General features: G+C 69.4%; 9 protein-coding genes. All 9 read left to right on the top strand.

The window, feature by feature from the left end; translation table 11 throughout:
• Window positions 1–14 precede the first annotated feature (14 nt).
• On the top strand, window positions 15–863 hold the full coding sequence (locus tag EV372_RS28355) for a hypothetical protein (protein ID WP_130398595.1): 849 nt from the start codon (window positions 15–17) through the stop codon (window positions 861–863).
• A complete protein-coding gene (locus tag EV372_RS28350; protein WP_130398594.1) occupies window positions 853–2,868 on the top strand; it encodes a hypothetical protein in 2,016 nt (671 codons plus the stop codon). Before EV372_RS28355 ends, EV372_RS28350 begins: the two co-directional genes overlap by 11 nt.
• 10 nt (window positions 2,869–2,878) lie before the next feature.
• Window positions 2,879–3,688: a hypothetical protein gene (locus tag EV372_RS28345; protein ID WP_130398593.1), complete on the top strand. Its 810-nt coding sequence runs from the start codon at window positions 2,879–2,881 to the stop codon at window positions 3,686–3,688.
• Between the two features lie 441 nt (window positions 3,689–4,129).
• Complete coding sequence (locus EV372_RS28340) at window positions 4,130–5,509, top strand: PD-(D/E)XK nuclease family protein (RefSeq protein ID WP_486484072.1); 1,380 nt, start codon at window positions 4,130–4,132, stop codon at window positions 5,507–5,509.
• Complete coding sequence (locus EV372_RS28335; protein WP_130398591.1) at window positions 5,506–6,606, top strand: pPIWI_RE_Y domain-containing protein; 1,101 nt, start codon at window positions 5,506–5,508, stop codon at window positions 6,604–6,606. Before EV372_RS28340 ends, EV372_RS28335 begins: the two co-directional genes overlap by 4 nt.
• Window positions 6,599–10,027: a pPIWI_RE_Z domain-containing protein gene (locus tag EV372_RS28330; RefSeq protein ID WP_130398590.1), complete on the top strand. Its 3,429-nt coding sequence runs from the start codon at window positions 6,599–6,601 to the stop codon at window positions 10,025–10,027. The genes EV372_RS28335 and EV372_RS28330 overlap by 8 nt, the downstream gene beginning before the upstream one ends.
• Before the next feature lie 27 nt (window positions 10,028–10,054).
• On the top strand, window positions 10,055–12,883 hold the full coding sequence (locus EV372_RS28325) for a pPIWI_RE module domain-containing protein (RefSeq protein ID WP_130398589.1): 2,829 nt from the start codon (window positions 10,055–10,057) through the stop codon (window positions 12,881–12,883).
• Between the two features lie 70 nt (window positions 12,884–12,953).
• A complete protein-coding gene (locus tag EV372_RS28320; protein ID WP_486484071.1) occupies window positions 12,954–13,109 on the top strand; it encodes a hypothetical protein in 156 nt (51 codons plus the stop codon).
• A gap of 148 nt (window positions 13,110–13,257) precedes the next feature.
• Entirely contained in the window at window positions 13,258–14,409 is a 1,152-nt protein-coding gene (locus EV372_RS28315; protein ID WP_130398588.1) for a hypothetical protein, read from the top strand.
• Window positions 14,410–14,542 lie beyond the last annotated feature (133 nt).

Raw genomic sequence — 14,542 nt, 5'->3', positions numbered from 1 at the left:
CCCAGGAGTCCCCGGTGGAGATCGACCTGTCCCGTATCGGCAAGAGCGAGCCCCTCCCTCCCTACCGCGCCGTGCTGGCGGTGGACATGGAGAAGTTCAGCGCCAGCAGCGCCCGCCACCAGCAGTCCATCGGCCGGTTGATACCGCAGGTGCTGGAGGAGGCGTTCACCCGCGCCGACATGCTCCCGGTGTGGAAGGACGCCCGCTTTCCCCGCCACAGCGGCGACGGCTACGTCATGGGAGCCGAGCCCGAACACCTGCCCTACCTCATCAGCCCCTTCCTGGAGGAGTTGCAGAGGGCTCTGGAACGGATCCAGCCCTACCTGGCCGCCCTCGACCGCAACCTGCGCATGCGACTGCGCGCCAGCATCGACGTCGGCCCCCTGCCCGACACCGGCGACGGCAGCGGCATCGACGCCATGGGCGAGGCGATGATCAGCACCCACCGGCTGCTGGACTCCGAGCCCGTGCGACGTGAGCTGGAGGCCTCCGACCCCGACACCACCCTGCTGGCCACCATCGTCTCCCGCCGCGTCTACGAGGACGTGGTGCTCGGCGGCTTCGCCCCCGTCCGCGCCAGCCGCTGGCGGCCCGTGCACGCCTCCGTGCCCTCCAAGGACTTCCAGGCCGAGGGCTACCTGTTCGTGCCCACCCCCTCCCGGGGCCCCGGCGCGCACGCCGAACCCGAGGCGACCGCCGCGCCCGAGCGGGACCGTCGCCCGGCTGGGACGAGCCCCGCCGCACCGGGCGGGGCCGCCCCCACCACGGGCAACAACGTCGGCCACAACGACCGCGGCCAGGTCGTCCAGGCCGGAACCGTCAACGGCGGTGTGAGCTTCGGGGGTGCCTCCGATGCCTCCTGAGGAGCCCTGGGACGCGGACGCCTTCGACGAGATCGGAGACGAGAACCCGGCCGAAGCGCTCGTCGGCGATCAGCCCCGGGTACTCGCGGGCAACACGGTCCGGGACAACCGCGGTCAGGTGGTCAGCGCCGACAGCATCACCGGAGGCGTCCACTACCACGAGTACCGCGAGTTCCTCGGCGAGGCCGCGACCCGCAAACTCCGCCACGCCGCCGAACTGGGACCGGACCGGATCAAGGACATCCTGGCCGCCTTCTGCCCCAGCGACGCCCGGAAGTACACCGCGTTCACCCAGGAACTGGCGCGGCACAGGATGGGACTGGTCACCGGCGAACCCGGCCGGGGCCGGACGACCACCGCGATCCACTCGCTGGCCACCCTGTGCCCGCACGAACCCGTGGACGAGGTGATCGCCGACCTCGACGTCGACGATGCCGGGCTGGCGGACATCACCCTGTCCTCCGAACGACCGCGCTTCATGGACCTGAGCGACCTGCGCGAGCCCAGCGCGTCCCAGCGTGCCGCGGTCAGGACCTTCGTCGAGAAGGTCCGCGCTTCCGGTACCCTCCTCGTCGTCGTCTGCCGTTCCGACTCCTGGGAACAGGAACTCGCCGCCTGCCGGGCACGGCTGCGCATCGACGCCCCGGCACGCGCCGTGGACGTCTTCCGCCAGTCCCTGGGCCGTTTGTACGGTGCGGACCGGGCCCGGCGCTGGGCCGCCGACCGGCGTGTGGAGGCGGCGCTGTCCGGTGTCGGACCGGCCCGCGCGGTCCGGCTCGCCGAGGACGTGCAGCGCACCAGTCCTCCGCACGCTCCTCTGGCCGAGGAGGACCACACGGCCTGGATCGAGCGCGCGCTCAAGGAGTTCGCCGACACCGCGGACACGCTGCCCGGCTGGTCCGCGGGCGACGGGGAGAACGAGTTCCCCCGGGTCCTCACCCAGGCCGTGGCACTGCTGGAGGGCGCGCCCTCGGACACCGTGGTCCGCCACGCCCACGCGTTGGCGGAGCGGTGGGGGGTGTCCCCGATGCGCCCCACCCCCATCTCGGGCAACGGCTTCACCGAGTACCTGGGAGGGATCGGCGCCCACGTCGAGGGGGACCGGGTCCGCTTCCACCGCCCCGGCCACGGCGACGACGCCCTGGACCACCTGTGGCGCGAGCACCCCGACGCACGGGCGTCCTTCCAGGAGTGGGCCTGGAAGACGGCGCCCCTGCTCTCCAGGGGAGAGCGGATCGACGTCGCACGCCGCTGGCTGACCCTGGCCCGCCGGTACCGCGACCCGGCCCCGCTGGAGACGCTGCTGGACCGCTGGAGCGTCTCGCCCGCCCTGCAACCGGCCGCCGTCCCCGCGATCGCCGAGGCGGCCGTCACCCGCGAACTGGGCTCCTGGATCCGTCACCGGCTCTACCGCATCGCCTCCTCGCGCAGGCCGACGCCGCGCGACCGGATGGTGCTGGAGGTGTGCCGGATCTACGGGAAGATCCAGCCGAAGACGGCGCTCACCCGGCTGCGCCACCTCGCGAACAGGGCCGAGGACCCCTGGGAGGAGGACCTCCTGCGCGCCCTGGAGGACATCGCCGCCGAACCGGGCAACCTCACGGTGGTGCTGGACGCGGTGCCGCACTGGGTGGACGGCGGCGGCAGGCGCTCCACCCTGGCCGCCCGTCTGCTGCTGCGCCTGCTGGAGGTCGAAGGCCCCAAGGGCTCGCCGATCCTGTCCGGTCTGCGGCGGGGCGCGTTGGAGCCCGCGCCGGTGTCGGCCGCCTGGTGCGCCGTCCACCTGTCCGCCGTCCGCCCCGACGCCGTGCTGTGGGCCTGGCTCGACTCCATGGCCGACCAGCGCCGGGCGGACGGGCCGGTCCCCGCCTCGCTGCTGGGCGCGGCGGTGAGAGATCCGGGCTTCGCCGACACGCTCCGCCGCTGCACCCGCCGCTGGTCCTGCGCGCACACCCGTACCTCGCCCGCGGTGGAGGAACTGCGCCGCGCCCTCGACCGGTCCTGAGGAGGACGCCATGCTCCGAGAACTGTTCACGTCGCTGATCCACGCCCTGTTCGGCCCTCCGCCGAGCGGGAAGCGCCCGGACACCCACGAGGTCGTGCAGGAACAACTCGTCTTCACCGCGCGCCTGCCCACCAGCAGCCAGGGTCTGTGGTTCGACGCCGCCTTCGACCTCACGGTGGTCTGGTACCGGGTCGAGGACAGCGAACACGCCCGCGGCCGGGCACTGCTCCAGAGCACCCTGATACGCGAGGCCGCCCGGCGCAGCGCCGACTTCCCGCTCGGGGACCACGGCCGCGCACAGGCGGAGGTCGCCTGCGTGCTGACCGGGGGAGGCGACTTCGGCGTGTCGGCCGTGCACGACCTGGGCGTCAGCGTGGCCCTCACCGCGCACGAGGAGGACCTCGCCCTCGAACGCCAGCGCCAGCTGGTGTGGCACCGCGCCGAGGTGGCCCGCGAGGAGCACCAGGTGCGCATGCGCCGGGTTCGGGAACTGCTGGAGGAGGTGCTGCACGACCCGCTCACCGCGCGCGTGTGGTGGTTCGAGCAGCACCAGGAGCGCTGGAACGAGATCGCCCAGGCCGGCGCCGCGCTCGACCTGCTGTCCCCTCGGCAGGAGTGCACACCCGAGGCGGAGTTCCGGTTCCCGGAGGGCCGGTCGGACGGTTTCGGCCCCTCCGAGGACCCGGTGTTGGACGCTTTCCTCTCCGGCCTGCAGGAGCACGAGCGAACCTCGATGCTGCGACGCCTGACCGACATCCTGGAAGGCTTCGAGCGCCGCGACCTCATCGAACGCCTTCGGGACAGGTGGTCGCAGGACTGACCCCGGCTGGTGGCTCCCTGGTGCCGTTCCAGGGAGCCACCGGTCTGGGTGATGGCCGCCTCTCCTTCCCGCAGACGCGTGAGTCTTGTTCACGGGCTTTTCTTTGATGGTTGGCTATGTTCACAAAACATGTATGATGAGCTCATCACATGTAGATGCCTAGGTACACAAACGCACTCCTCACTTTTCGGGAGTACCTTCATGCCTGCTTTTCCCCTGCTCCCCGGCCTGCGCGGGAGCCCCGCGCACATCAGGGTCAGCCCGCGTACACTCGCTGTTTCGTCAGGAGGATGTGCCGCCCACACCGCCTACAAAGCCAGACCAGGGCTGCGTTCCACGTCCTTCTACCGCTCCCGGAGGGGAGCCGCGGGTGAGGACTTCGCGCTCGGCCCTGTCCAGGAGGGCATTGACCTCGTGGAGTTCGGTCTTCATGGTTCCGGCGTGCACCGGAGCGCTCTCCTCCAGACGAACCGGCACACAGGTCTGGCCCGCTTCACCGTGCACGCGGTGAGTCAGTACCGCCCGCACGCCCGCACGCGTGACGACCCCGGTCTGCGTCCGATACGTGATTACTGGGTGCTGCAACGCGAGGGGGGCGGCGGAAACGGAACGTTGTGGGAGGCCTTCGCATGGGGGCGCCGCTACCAGAGCCCCGACGGTTCCGTCCGCGAGTTCCGCTTCCTGCGCAGCGGTCGAGCCGCTCCCGAGCGGCGCAGTACCGCCGAGACGGCGCTGGCGGCACTGGTCACCGCCTACGGCGTTCTCGCTCCGGTTCCGGGTCCGAGGGAGTGGTCGGATCCCTTCAGCGTCGAGGAGAGTCATCACTCGGTGTCGCGAGTGCGTGTTGCGGAGATCGGCCTCCTCGACGGATCCCGCGCGGAGCTGTTCGAAGGAACGCCGGAGGAGGCCCGCGCCCTCTACGGTGAGCACGCCGAGGAGCTCCTGCGCGAGACCGTGAACACGGCGGTCCCCAATCCCGGCGTCGACTGCTCGAGCTGCAAGAGGTTCTCCTCCTGCGAGGCCACTCCCAGGGTGCCCGGACTCCTCGGTATCGCGCCCGGCAACGACCGGCCGCGCAACGTGTCGGCGTCCATGCTGCGCTACTTCTCCCGTTGCCCGGCTCAAGCCCACCTGCGCGAGTTGAAGCTGCCCAAGGAGGACGAGTACACCCCCGCCAACCAGCGTGGCCAGGCGGTCCACAGCTGGCTGGAGGCCAAGCACGCCGCCAGCGACGGAACCGCCTGCTCACCGGAGGAAACGGCTTCGGACTGGTGGCGCGGAACCGGCCACGAACTGGACGAGGAGCAGGCCCGGCTGGGTGCCCGGATGATCCGCCACCACGCGCAGGTCTGCCCCCTGCACACCCCGGTCGCCGACATGCGTCCCGAGCCCGCCCTGGCCTTCGTCGACCCCGATCCCAACGTGGTCGTGCTGGTCAACCCCGACCTGCTCTACACCGACGAGAAAACCCTCGTCTGGCGGGAGACCAAAACCCTGCACACCGTCCGACGCCACCACGTTTTCGACCCACTGCGCCGATACCCCCAGTTGGCCCTGGCGTTGATCCTGCTCGCCGAGGGCGCTCTGGACAACGATCCCGCCGACAGCCGGGTCGAACTGGAGGTCCTCACCCCCGGAGGCGCGGACCTGATCCCCTTCGACCCGGGGGACCCGGACGAGGTCGGCCGTGCCCGCGAGGTGCTGCACGGCCTGGCGGACGCCTGGTACCGCGAGGATTCCTTTCCCACCCGCCCCGGACCCGCCTGCGGCACCTGCCCGGTCGCCCGCTGGTGCCCCGACCGTATGGAGAAGGCGCCATGACCGAACGCTTCCTCACCGGCGAGCCGTTGCTTCGCCTCGTCGCCACCGCACTCGTGCGCATGTCGCGTGTGCGCGAACCGGGTGACCCCGTCTACGACGCAACCGTGCAGCGGGCCTACGACCACATCGTCCTGGAGTGCCTGCGCGCTGGGACCCGCCCGCCCGGCAGCGTTCCCGGCCTGGTTCGCTGGGCGTCCCGGACTCCGCTCGGAGAGTGGCCCATCCCCGTGCCCGACTCCGTGCCGCCCGACACCCGCCTACTCGACCCCGAGACCCGGACCCCCACCCAACAGTGCGTCGAATGGCTCGTGTCCGCCTACGACGCGGCCGGAGAGCTGTACGAGAACACCATCATGCTCGGTGTCCTGGACGCGGCCCGGGCCAGGCAGGCACCCGAGGCCTACATCCTCTTCCGACGTACCGTCATCACACGCCCGGTTCTGACGGGGAACGAGCGCAGGTCACTGATCGCCGACGTCCGACTCAGCTTCCTGGAGGAGCAGATCCGGGCCTCTTGGACCGAGGCCAACCCCCGTCATCTGCGCGACGGTGTCTACACCCTCTGCGCGCGCTGCGGCCTGCTCCTGGTCCCGCAACCCGGCGGCGGATGGTACTGCGAGCTTGACCGCTGCTCCCGTGACGGGTCGCCGAAACCGGGGAAACGCTTCGAACACGGTGCTGACGGTGGCCTGTACCAGGTCGAACGCCCGCTGCGCACCTTCGTCACCGGACCGGGGCTGGCGGAGACCGACCTGGAGCAGGCACTCCTGGCGCTCGGTCTGGACGTGGAGATGTGGCCCGCGTTCGACGCCTACGACCTGCGCGTCACCTTCCCCTCCGGACGGGTGTGGGCGGTCGACGTCAAGGACCGGGCCAACCCGGTCCTCCTGGGACGGGGAACCCGCTCCTTCCCCACCCGACCACCGCACGACAGGGCCCTTCTCGTCGTCCCCCGCTACCGGTTCCAGGACCGGGAGGACTACGCCCGCACCTTCCAACACCATCTGTCCGACGACCTGACCGGGCGTGTCCAGCTGCTCAGCGACCGGGAGCTGCTCCGCCAAGCCCGCAAGGAGATGGAGACGAGCCATGCGTGACCGCACCCGCTGGCGCCAGCGCCCCGTCCGTCAACTGCGCGAGAACTGGTCGGGGAACGCCTCCCTCACCCCGGGGGAGATGCTCGACGTCGAACTCGCCCTGTACCTGGCGAGCACCGTCGCCCCCGGCTACACCGCGGCCGACACCTGGACGCTCATGGGCGGATACCCCTACGGCGACGCCTTCCTCCCCGACCTGGGGGAGGCACAGCGGCTGCGGATCCGCCGTGCCCGCTACTACCTGACCGGTCTGCGCCGCCCCCACGAATGGGACTTGGTCCTCGGCGACTACCTCCGCCTGCCCGTCGAACTCCGGGGCTTCGCGCTGGAGTCCCCGAACGAGGTGCCGGTGCGCAAGGAGGTCTCCTGGGCCCCCGACCGCTTCGCCGACTTCGAGAACGCGCTCACCACGCCCCCGCACTTCAATCGCCGCACCCTGCCGGTGGCGGGCTCCGGCCCCTACGGCTTCAGCGTCCACGGCCGGAGCCAGGCCGTCACCTTCGAGCAGGTCCTGCTGGACGCGGTCGGCACCAACCAGGAGATTCCGGCACACGATCTGGAGGCCCCGCCCCCGGGCGCGGGCGCGCCCGTCGAGGCCACCCGTGAGGAACTACGCGCCGCCGCACGACGCATGGACGAACTGGAGGCCCGCGACCCGTTCGGCAAACCCAACCGGTGGCTCAAGCGGCTGGAACGGGTGGAACTGCTGCTGCGGGACGAGGAACAGGGGCGCTTCCGCGAGCAGGACGTCTTCAGCGTCCGAGGGCTGTGCCATCTGGTGGGCATGGTCGGCGCGGGAAAGTCCACCCTGCGCGACATCCTCACCTTCTGGGCCGTCGTCGAACGCGGTCTGCGCGTCACCCTCGTCGTCCCCGACGTCGCCGAGACCCTGCACACGGTCAACCGTCTGGTGCGCCTGGGGCTCTCCGCCGCCCCGGTCCTCGGCGCCACCACCCGGGACAAACACCTGAGCCGTTTGCACCGCAGGGTGGCCAACGCCGGAGCCGGATCCATGCTCGACCACGACGACCCCGCCTTCGAGCATCTGAGCACCGCCTGCGCGGTCGACGCCCTACGCGGTCTGGATACGGGTACGCCCCTCGAAACAGGGCAGGCCCCGTGCCAGGGACTGACCCCCATCGCCAACCGCGCCGACCGAGGGCTCACGGACCCCCTGTCCGCCGACGAGAGCACGGAGGCCCACGAGGACAGGCCGGGACCGGCCCACACCTGCCCCCTGTGGCGGGCCTGCCCACGCCACCACGCCTCGCGCGAACTCGTCACCGCCTCTGTCTGGGTCACCACTCCCGCCGGGCTCGTCTTCAGCGGCGCCCCCTTGCAAGTCGGTGCCGAACGGTTGCGCTACCTCGAACTCGCCTGCCGCCGCAGCGACCTGATCGTCGTCGACGAGGCCGACCAAGTGCAGTTGCGGCTGGACAACGCCTTTGCTCCCTCAGAGACCCTCATCGGCAGCCGGGCGGCCAACTCCTGGCTGGACGAGGTCACCCGGCACAAGGTCGCCGAGCTCTCCGGCCTGGAGGGACGTCGACGCCTGACCAAGCGGGACGTGGACGACTGGACCAGCGCCTCCGACACGGTGACCACGGCTACCAACCGCTGCTACTCACTGCTGGTCAACAACGCCGACCTGCGCACGTGGATCACCCAGGATTACTTCAGCGCCTTCACCCTGCACGAGTGGCTCATCAGTAACTGGTTCCCCGACGTCGTCGGCGCCGGCGAGACGGGACAGGAGCAGGCGGCCGAACCGCCCGCTCCCGGGCGAACGGCCGCCATGGAACACGTTAGTGAGATCCTCAGCCGCTTCCGCGACGATCCGCTCCAGGAGAGCGAAAACCGAGGGGAGGACGACCAGGTCGCTTCCTGGGTCAACCGCATCACTCGCCTGACGCTGGAGCTGCTGCACCCGAACCGGCCCGCTGCGGCCCGCCCCCGGCTCAGGACGCTGCTCACCCAACTCCTGGGCACGACGGACGTGGACGACTACCTCATCCCCTTCGAGTTCACCCTCCTGCTGGCGGCCCTGCACCACCGGCTCAACATCATGACCACCCTGTGGCCGCGTGTGGAGGCCGCCCTCAACCTGCACGGAACCGCCAATGTGATCTCCCGCAGACCGCCCCGGGACTACGACCCCGTCATCCCCGAATCGCCCATGGGCAACGTCCTGGGCTTCCAGTTCAAGCAGGAGGAGCGCGTCCACGACGGCGGCGGGCGCAGCGGTGAACTGCGCTTCTTCCGCTGCGGCGGGGTCGGTCGGGAACTGCTCACAGCCCTGCCGCACCTGCCCGAGGTCGACGACCGGCCCGGCCCCAACGTGCTGCTGATGTCCGGGACCAGCTGGGCCGGGAAGTCCACCCGGTACCACATCCACACCCCGGTGGACGCGATCCTGCGCCCCCACCGCGACGAGGTCGCCGCCATCGAGAGGACCCGGTTCGAGAAGCTCCTGCTGACCTGGCCGGGCACCTCCGCGCCGCTGCGCCTGTCGGGCAACACCACCCAGCAGAGCCGTGACAACACCCTCGAGCAGATGCTGCACCAGCTCGCGGTCCCCGACCGCAGCCTCCCCGGAGCCAGCAGCATCCTCCAAGAGGAACTCGACGATCTGCCCGAGGGACGCAAGCGCCTCCTGCTGCTGGTGGGCAGTTACGAACAGGCCCGTAAGGCCTGGGAGTACCTCAACAACGTGCCCGAATGGCGCAACCGCGTCATCCGACTCGTCTCCGACGACACCGATCTCGACGACACGTGGACCGTTCTGCGCCGCGGTGACGTGTCCGCCTTCCCGGACGGGGACGGACAGATCCTCGTCGCGCCCCTACTGGCGGTGGAACGCGGACACAACATCGTCCTGCCCGACGGCCGCGCCGCCATCGGCACGGTCTACTTCCTCAACCGCCCCCACCCGCGACCGGACGACATCTCCCTGGCCGTCCAGTCCATTCACGACTGGGCGGTCCGGCAGATCCGCGGCATCGACCCGGCCTTCCTCGCCGAGGCGAGGGAGGCCGGCAGCCCGGACCTGGCAGGGCGGAACTTCCGTGCCAAGGCCCGTAAGGAGTGGACCCGGCTGCTCACCCGCCGCATGTCCTGGAGCAGCCTCGAAGCGGATGAGAAGACCGCCTTCACCTGGGATCAGCTCGTCGTCATCTGGCAGGTCATCGGTCGGCTGGTCCGCGGTGGGGTGCCCGCGCGGGCGGTGTTCGTCGACTCCGCCTTCTTCCCCGAAGAGGCACGGCACGGCACCGACACTCCCGCAACCGGCCTGCTGGTGGCCATGCGGGAGGTTCTGCGCCCCTACGTCGAGGGCGCGGACGCCACCGAACCGATCGATCGCTCCCTCGTGGAGTCCCTCTACGGGCCCCTATACCAGGCCCTCGACGAACTCGACTACTGACCGGCCACGTCAAGGAGACCGACAACCATGGCCTACAAGGCGATCCGCACCGCTGCCTTCGTCCCCGCGAAAGGCACCGGTCCTTTCCGCAGCGACCTGTACACCCTGACCTTCCCCGAGGAATGGCGCCAGAGCGTGCTGGACCTCTACGCGGGACTGCGGTCCGAGAAGGCGCGCAGCCGGATCCTGGAGTACGGAACAGTGCCGATCCACCGCCTCAACCAGCTGCTGCGCGCCGTCGCTCCCGGCCTGGTGACGGTGGGACCGAAGGCGCCCGCCAACACCGACCGTCCATGGCTGTACTCGGAGGCCCCCTTCGACACCGAGGCGATGCGCCGGTACGTCAACGTGTGGCTGGACGACCTGGCCCCGAGGGAGAAGGGGACCGACCGCGCCGTCGCCGAGGCCTACCGCCCGACGCTCGACGCCCTCCAGCGGATGGACCCGGACCAGCTCACCTGGGAGCGCACCAACGTCGACCTGCTGAGCGCCGAGGTCTCCGACGGGGGGACCTGCGTTCCCGACCGCATCCTGTACCGGCTGTTGCCCGAGTACGCCGCGTCCCGGGTGGCCGCCGCCGGACCGTTCGAGTCCGGCGGCCGCCGGATCCACTGGCACCGGTCCGCTGGAAGCAGCGACTACGCCGAACTGGTCTCCGACGTCCTCAGTCACACGCCCAAGGGGCGGGAGCACACCGGAAAGCCCTGGTACTACTCCGGCTATCTGCGCTTCTACCTGCGCACCGAGGAGTTCTCTCCGGTGCCCCGGTTGTACGTGCGGTGCGGAATCCACCGCTGGATCAGCGGCGAGGCGAAGTTCCAGGGCTCTCGTGGCGCCAATGCCTACCTGCTCGCCGACGAGACCCTGGTTCCCGAGGCGCCCACTTCTGGTCGTTACGCCGTGGCCAGTCTGTTCCGCAATCCGGCCACCGGGAAAGCCGAGTGGAGGCTGGGAGGGACTATGGGTATGCTCCGGCGGCTGGCGCTTACCGACACTTTCCCCGATCCCGAGGTCCTTGCCAAGGACGCCACCTCATCTCTGGAGGAGGGGAGTGGACCGCGTATCGCTCTGACCCACCACACCACCATGGGATCCCACCGGGTGGACGCCGGGCTGATGCCGGTGGAACGCCGCCGCCTGATCGAGTGGGTGGCCGGTGTCCTCGCTCCCGACCTCCTCTTCGAACCCGAGCTGAGCCGGGTCACCATCCCTCGCAAGGCTGTCTCGCAGGAGAGGGTGCTGGAGAAGGTCACGGGGCCGGACGACGAGAAACGGGAGGCTTCCCGGCGCAACGCCGAACGTCGCCGAGTGCAGGTCGCCAGCGCTCTTCAGGGGGAGGAGCTGTCCGTTCTGGCGCTCTACCAGAACCCGGACACACGTGACCGACTCGTCAGCGCCGCGGAGGAGTCACTCGCCCTCGTCGGCCACCGTGCTGAACAGGGACCCGGCACTTGGGTGTGGCGAACACCCGAGCTGACCGTGCGCCTGGTGGCTCGGGATGTGGGAGCACTGGCCGCCCCGCTGGGCGGAGAGAAGGCACCCAGGCGTGGTGAGGAGTTCGACCGTGTCACCACCGAGCGTCGTGACTTGGTGAAGACGACTGTCCACGGCATCATCGCCGACAACGGAGTGGACGCCGGACTGGCCTTCGTGGAGCTGGCCGGAGCCAAGTCGTCCAAGGGAAAAGTGATCTTCTCTCCGAGGCGTGACCCCAAGTGGGCTATCCGTACCGGCTGTGCTGAGGCGGGGCTGGTCAGCCAGTTCATCCGCCCTATCGATCTGGAGAAGGAGGAGGAAAGTAAGAGGCGCGGGGGAAAGAAGCAGTTCGACGCCGAGAAGGACGCCCGACACCGTGCGGAGTCGGCGTGGAGTGACGGACTGCGTCAGCTCGGTACCACACTCGTTCCACGGGTGGCGCCGGGAGGGGCGATCCCCGACGACCTTGTCCAGATCGCCTTCTGGGTGGTCCGCCGCAACGTCACCAGCGGTAACCCCCACCCTCAGTTCACACCGGTGGCCCTGCTCAGCCAGGGGGAAGGACCCGTGCTCGGCTGCACTCCCGACCACAGCGGCTGGGTTCCCTATCCCCGGTTGCTCCGGGACCTGACCGGCAGGATCAAGCAGAAGGACGAGCGCACGGAGGCGGAGCAGACCGCCCTGTTCTCCTCCTTCGTGCGTACCACCCTGCAACGTTTCCGCAGGAGGGACACGCTGGTCATCGTCCAGGCCCAGAACACCCGAAACCGTTGGCCGTGGCTGGGAAACGGTCGAATCGAACTCGACCGCATCGCCTTCGGACACGGTGCGACCCAGCGAATGTCCATGTTCAACAACCGGATGCGCGTTGTCAGGGTGACCACGGCCGAGCGCGACGAGACCCAACAGTGGTGGGCGCCCAGTGAGGACGGAAGCGCCGGATTCACCAAGGGGCTGTGGCACTCGGAGCTGGACACGACCGGCCGTGTCTTCTACAGCGTCGGTGAGAAACCCAGTACGGCTCAGAAACCGAAGGAGATCAGCAAGCTCACCCCGTACACCGTGGAGAAGGTGGACAAGAAGACGGGGGAGACGACCGCGCGGGACATGCACGACCCCACGACGGAGGCGCGCACGCCGCAGATCCTGAGGCTCGCCCTGGCCGGGCTCCTGCCCGAGGATGATCCTGCGGCCTGGGCGATGTTCCTGCACATGCAGCGTGACGGCGAGGACTACCGCGACGATCTGGCCCTCCCGGCCCTGCTGCACCTGGCTGCCAAGACCAACGAGTACGCCCTGCCCTACGAGTCGGAGGAGACGGACGAAGAAGAAGCGGAAGACACGGGACCGGAACAGATGGCTCTGTTCGACCTTGGCTGACGGCCTGGTCTGGTGCCTCGGGTTCCCTGGTGAGCACGAGATCGCCACCATCCGCAACTACCGCAGCCTCATGCCACTCGCACATGACGCCCGCAAGCCCATGTTCGACCTGCGGGCCGCCGACGGTGCCCTCGGCAGCACCCAGACCTTCGTCCAGACCTGCTACCGGGACTTCAAAGACCTGGTAGCAAAGATCGACGCACGTCTCGTCCAGACGGCGGACTAGCGGCGAGGAAGCTCTGCTCACGTTCTGTAGGGGACCGTGGAATCCCCGTCGGTCCGTTCTGGTTTACTGCCCTGGTGATGCGACGCCCGGAAGACACCGACCGGGACGGAAAGGTTGTGGAGCCATCTTCGCGAATTGGGACATGCGCGTGGCCATGGACGAATACTTCGCCTTCGAGTGGGTTAGGGCTGCTTTTCAGAAGCGGTATCCCGAACTGGCCAGGCAGGTGGTCCGCAGGGGAATGAGTGAGGAGACGGCTCCCGCCCGTCTGACCCTGAGCGTTGGCGACATCGAGGTGTGGCTGTGCCGTACCCGTGTCGATCTGTCGGGGACATCAGTGCCGTGCTGGTTCCTCACGGTGTACGGCCAGGACGTTCTGGGGAGGCTCTGGGACATCCAGACACCACCGGAGGTTCTCGCGACGGCCATGTACGAGCGAGCCCTGGCCGAGACCGAAGGACGTCCGCAAGCGAGTCCCTGGCGCTGGGACGAGCCCCAGGAGGCCCCCATCACCCGTCTCGCGGACGCTCTGGAGGCCCGGGGAGTGGTTGTCGAGTACGCGATGGCCGAGAACCGGTACAGGGTCGTGTTCGGGAGGAACGGATACGAGTTCCCCCGCCATCTGAAGCAGGGGGAGGTCCTCCTCGTGCGTGCACCGGGCAAACGGGCGTGGGTCTTCCTCCGGCCCGGTCTCGGTTGGCTGATGGACGTCCACGACGAGTTGCGACAGCTCGTTTGGCGCGTCGACCTCGGTGAGCTCCTCCTCCAGGAATCCGGAACGGCCCCGGGGCTGCCAGCCGACCGAGTGGATACCGCTGCTCTGGCGGACGCCCTGGTACCCACCCTGAAGGGGCTGGAGAGCGCCGAACCGCCGGTGGCCGCCCTCGACCCAGGAGAGGACACCTCGGCTGGAATGGCGGACCGGATGCTGCCGCCGGGAGCGGCTACTGTGCCCGTCGATCTGGACCGGCCGTGTGGTGTGGTGGCGGCCCAACTGAACGCGTTCGGTTTCGGTGATGTGCGCTCGTCCGCGGACGGTGCGGAGCTGGTGTCGGAGGAGTTCCACATCGTCTGGTGGCGGCGTTCACGGCCGCTCGGCCTGCCCGACCTGAAGAAGCTCTACGCCGACGCCTCCGTCGAGGGCAGGAGGCTCATGGTCCTCACCGAGCACGGTCTCAGTGGTCCTGCTGAGGAGTTCGCGAACCGGTCCCGCTCCTTCGTCTTCCGGTTCGACCCGCGTAGGGCTCATGTCTTCGGGGGAAACCAGCTCGCGCAAGAAGCGATGTTCGTCCGATCCTGAAACCTGGAGTGGCGTCATACCGAGGTGTGTCGCGCTCTCCGGGACTCCTTGGCTGAATCGTCCTGCTGTCACCGATCATCGTGGTTGCGCAGGGAGCACAGACACCCTCTTATGCGGCGTTCGGCGGGCGACG

The organism is Nocardiopsis sp. CNZ308, from assembly GCF_004217075.1.
The sequence above is the reverse complement of the archived record's forward strand: the minus strand, read 5'-3'. Positions and strand labels throughout refer to the sequence as shown.

Coding starts and splice junctions, on each gene's coding strand:
- EV372_RS28350 (WP_130398594.1), top strand. CDS start 853: ATGCCTCCTGAGGAGCCCTGGGACGCGGACGCCTTCGACGAGATCGGA.
- EV372_RS28345 (WP_130398593.1), top strand. CDS start 2,879: ATGCTCCGAGAACTGTTCACGTCGCTGATCCACGCCCTGTTCGGCCCT.
- EV372_RS28335 (WP_130398591.1), top strand. CDS start 5,506: ATGACCGAACGCTTCCTCACCGGCGAGCCGTTGCTTCGCCTCGTCGCC.
- EV372_RS28330 (WP_130398590.1), top strand. CDS start 6,599: ATGCGTGACCGCACCCGCTGGCGCCAGCGCCCCGTCCGTCAACTGCGC.
- EV372_RS28325 (WP_130398589.1), top strand. CDS start 10,055: ATGGCCTACAAGGCGATCCGCACCGCTGCCTTCGTCCCCGCGAAAGGC.
- EV372_RS28320 (WP_486484071.1), top strand. CDS start 12,954: ATGCCACTCGCACATGACGCCCGCAAGCCCATGTTCGACCTGCGGGCC.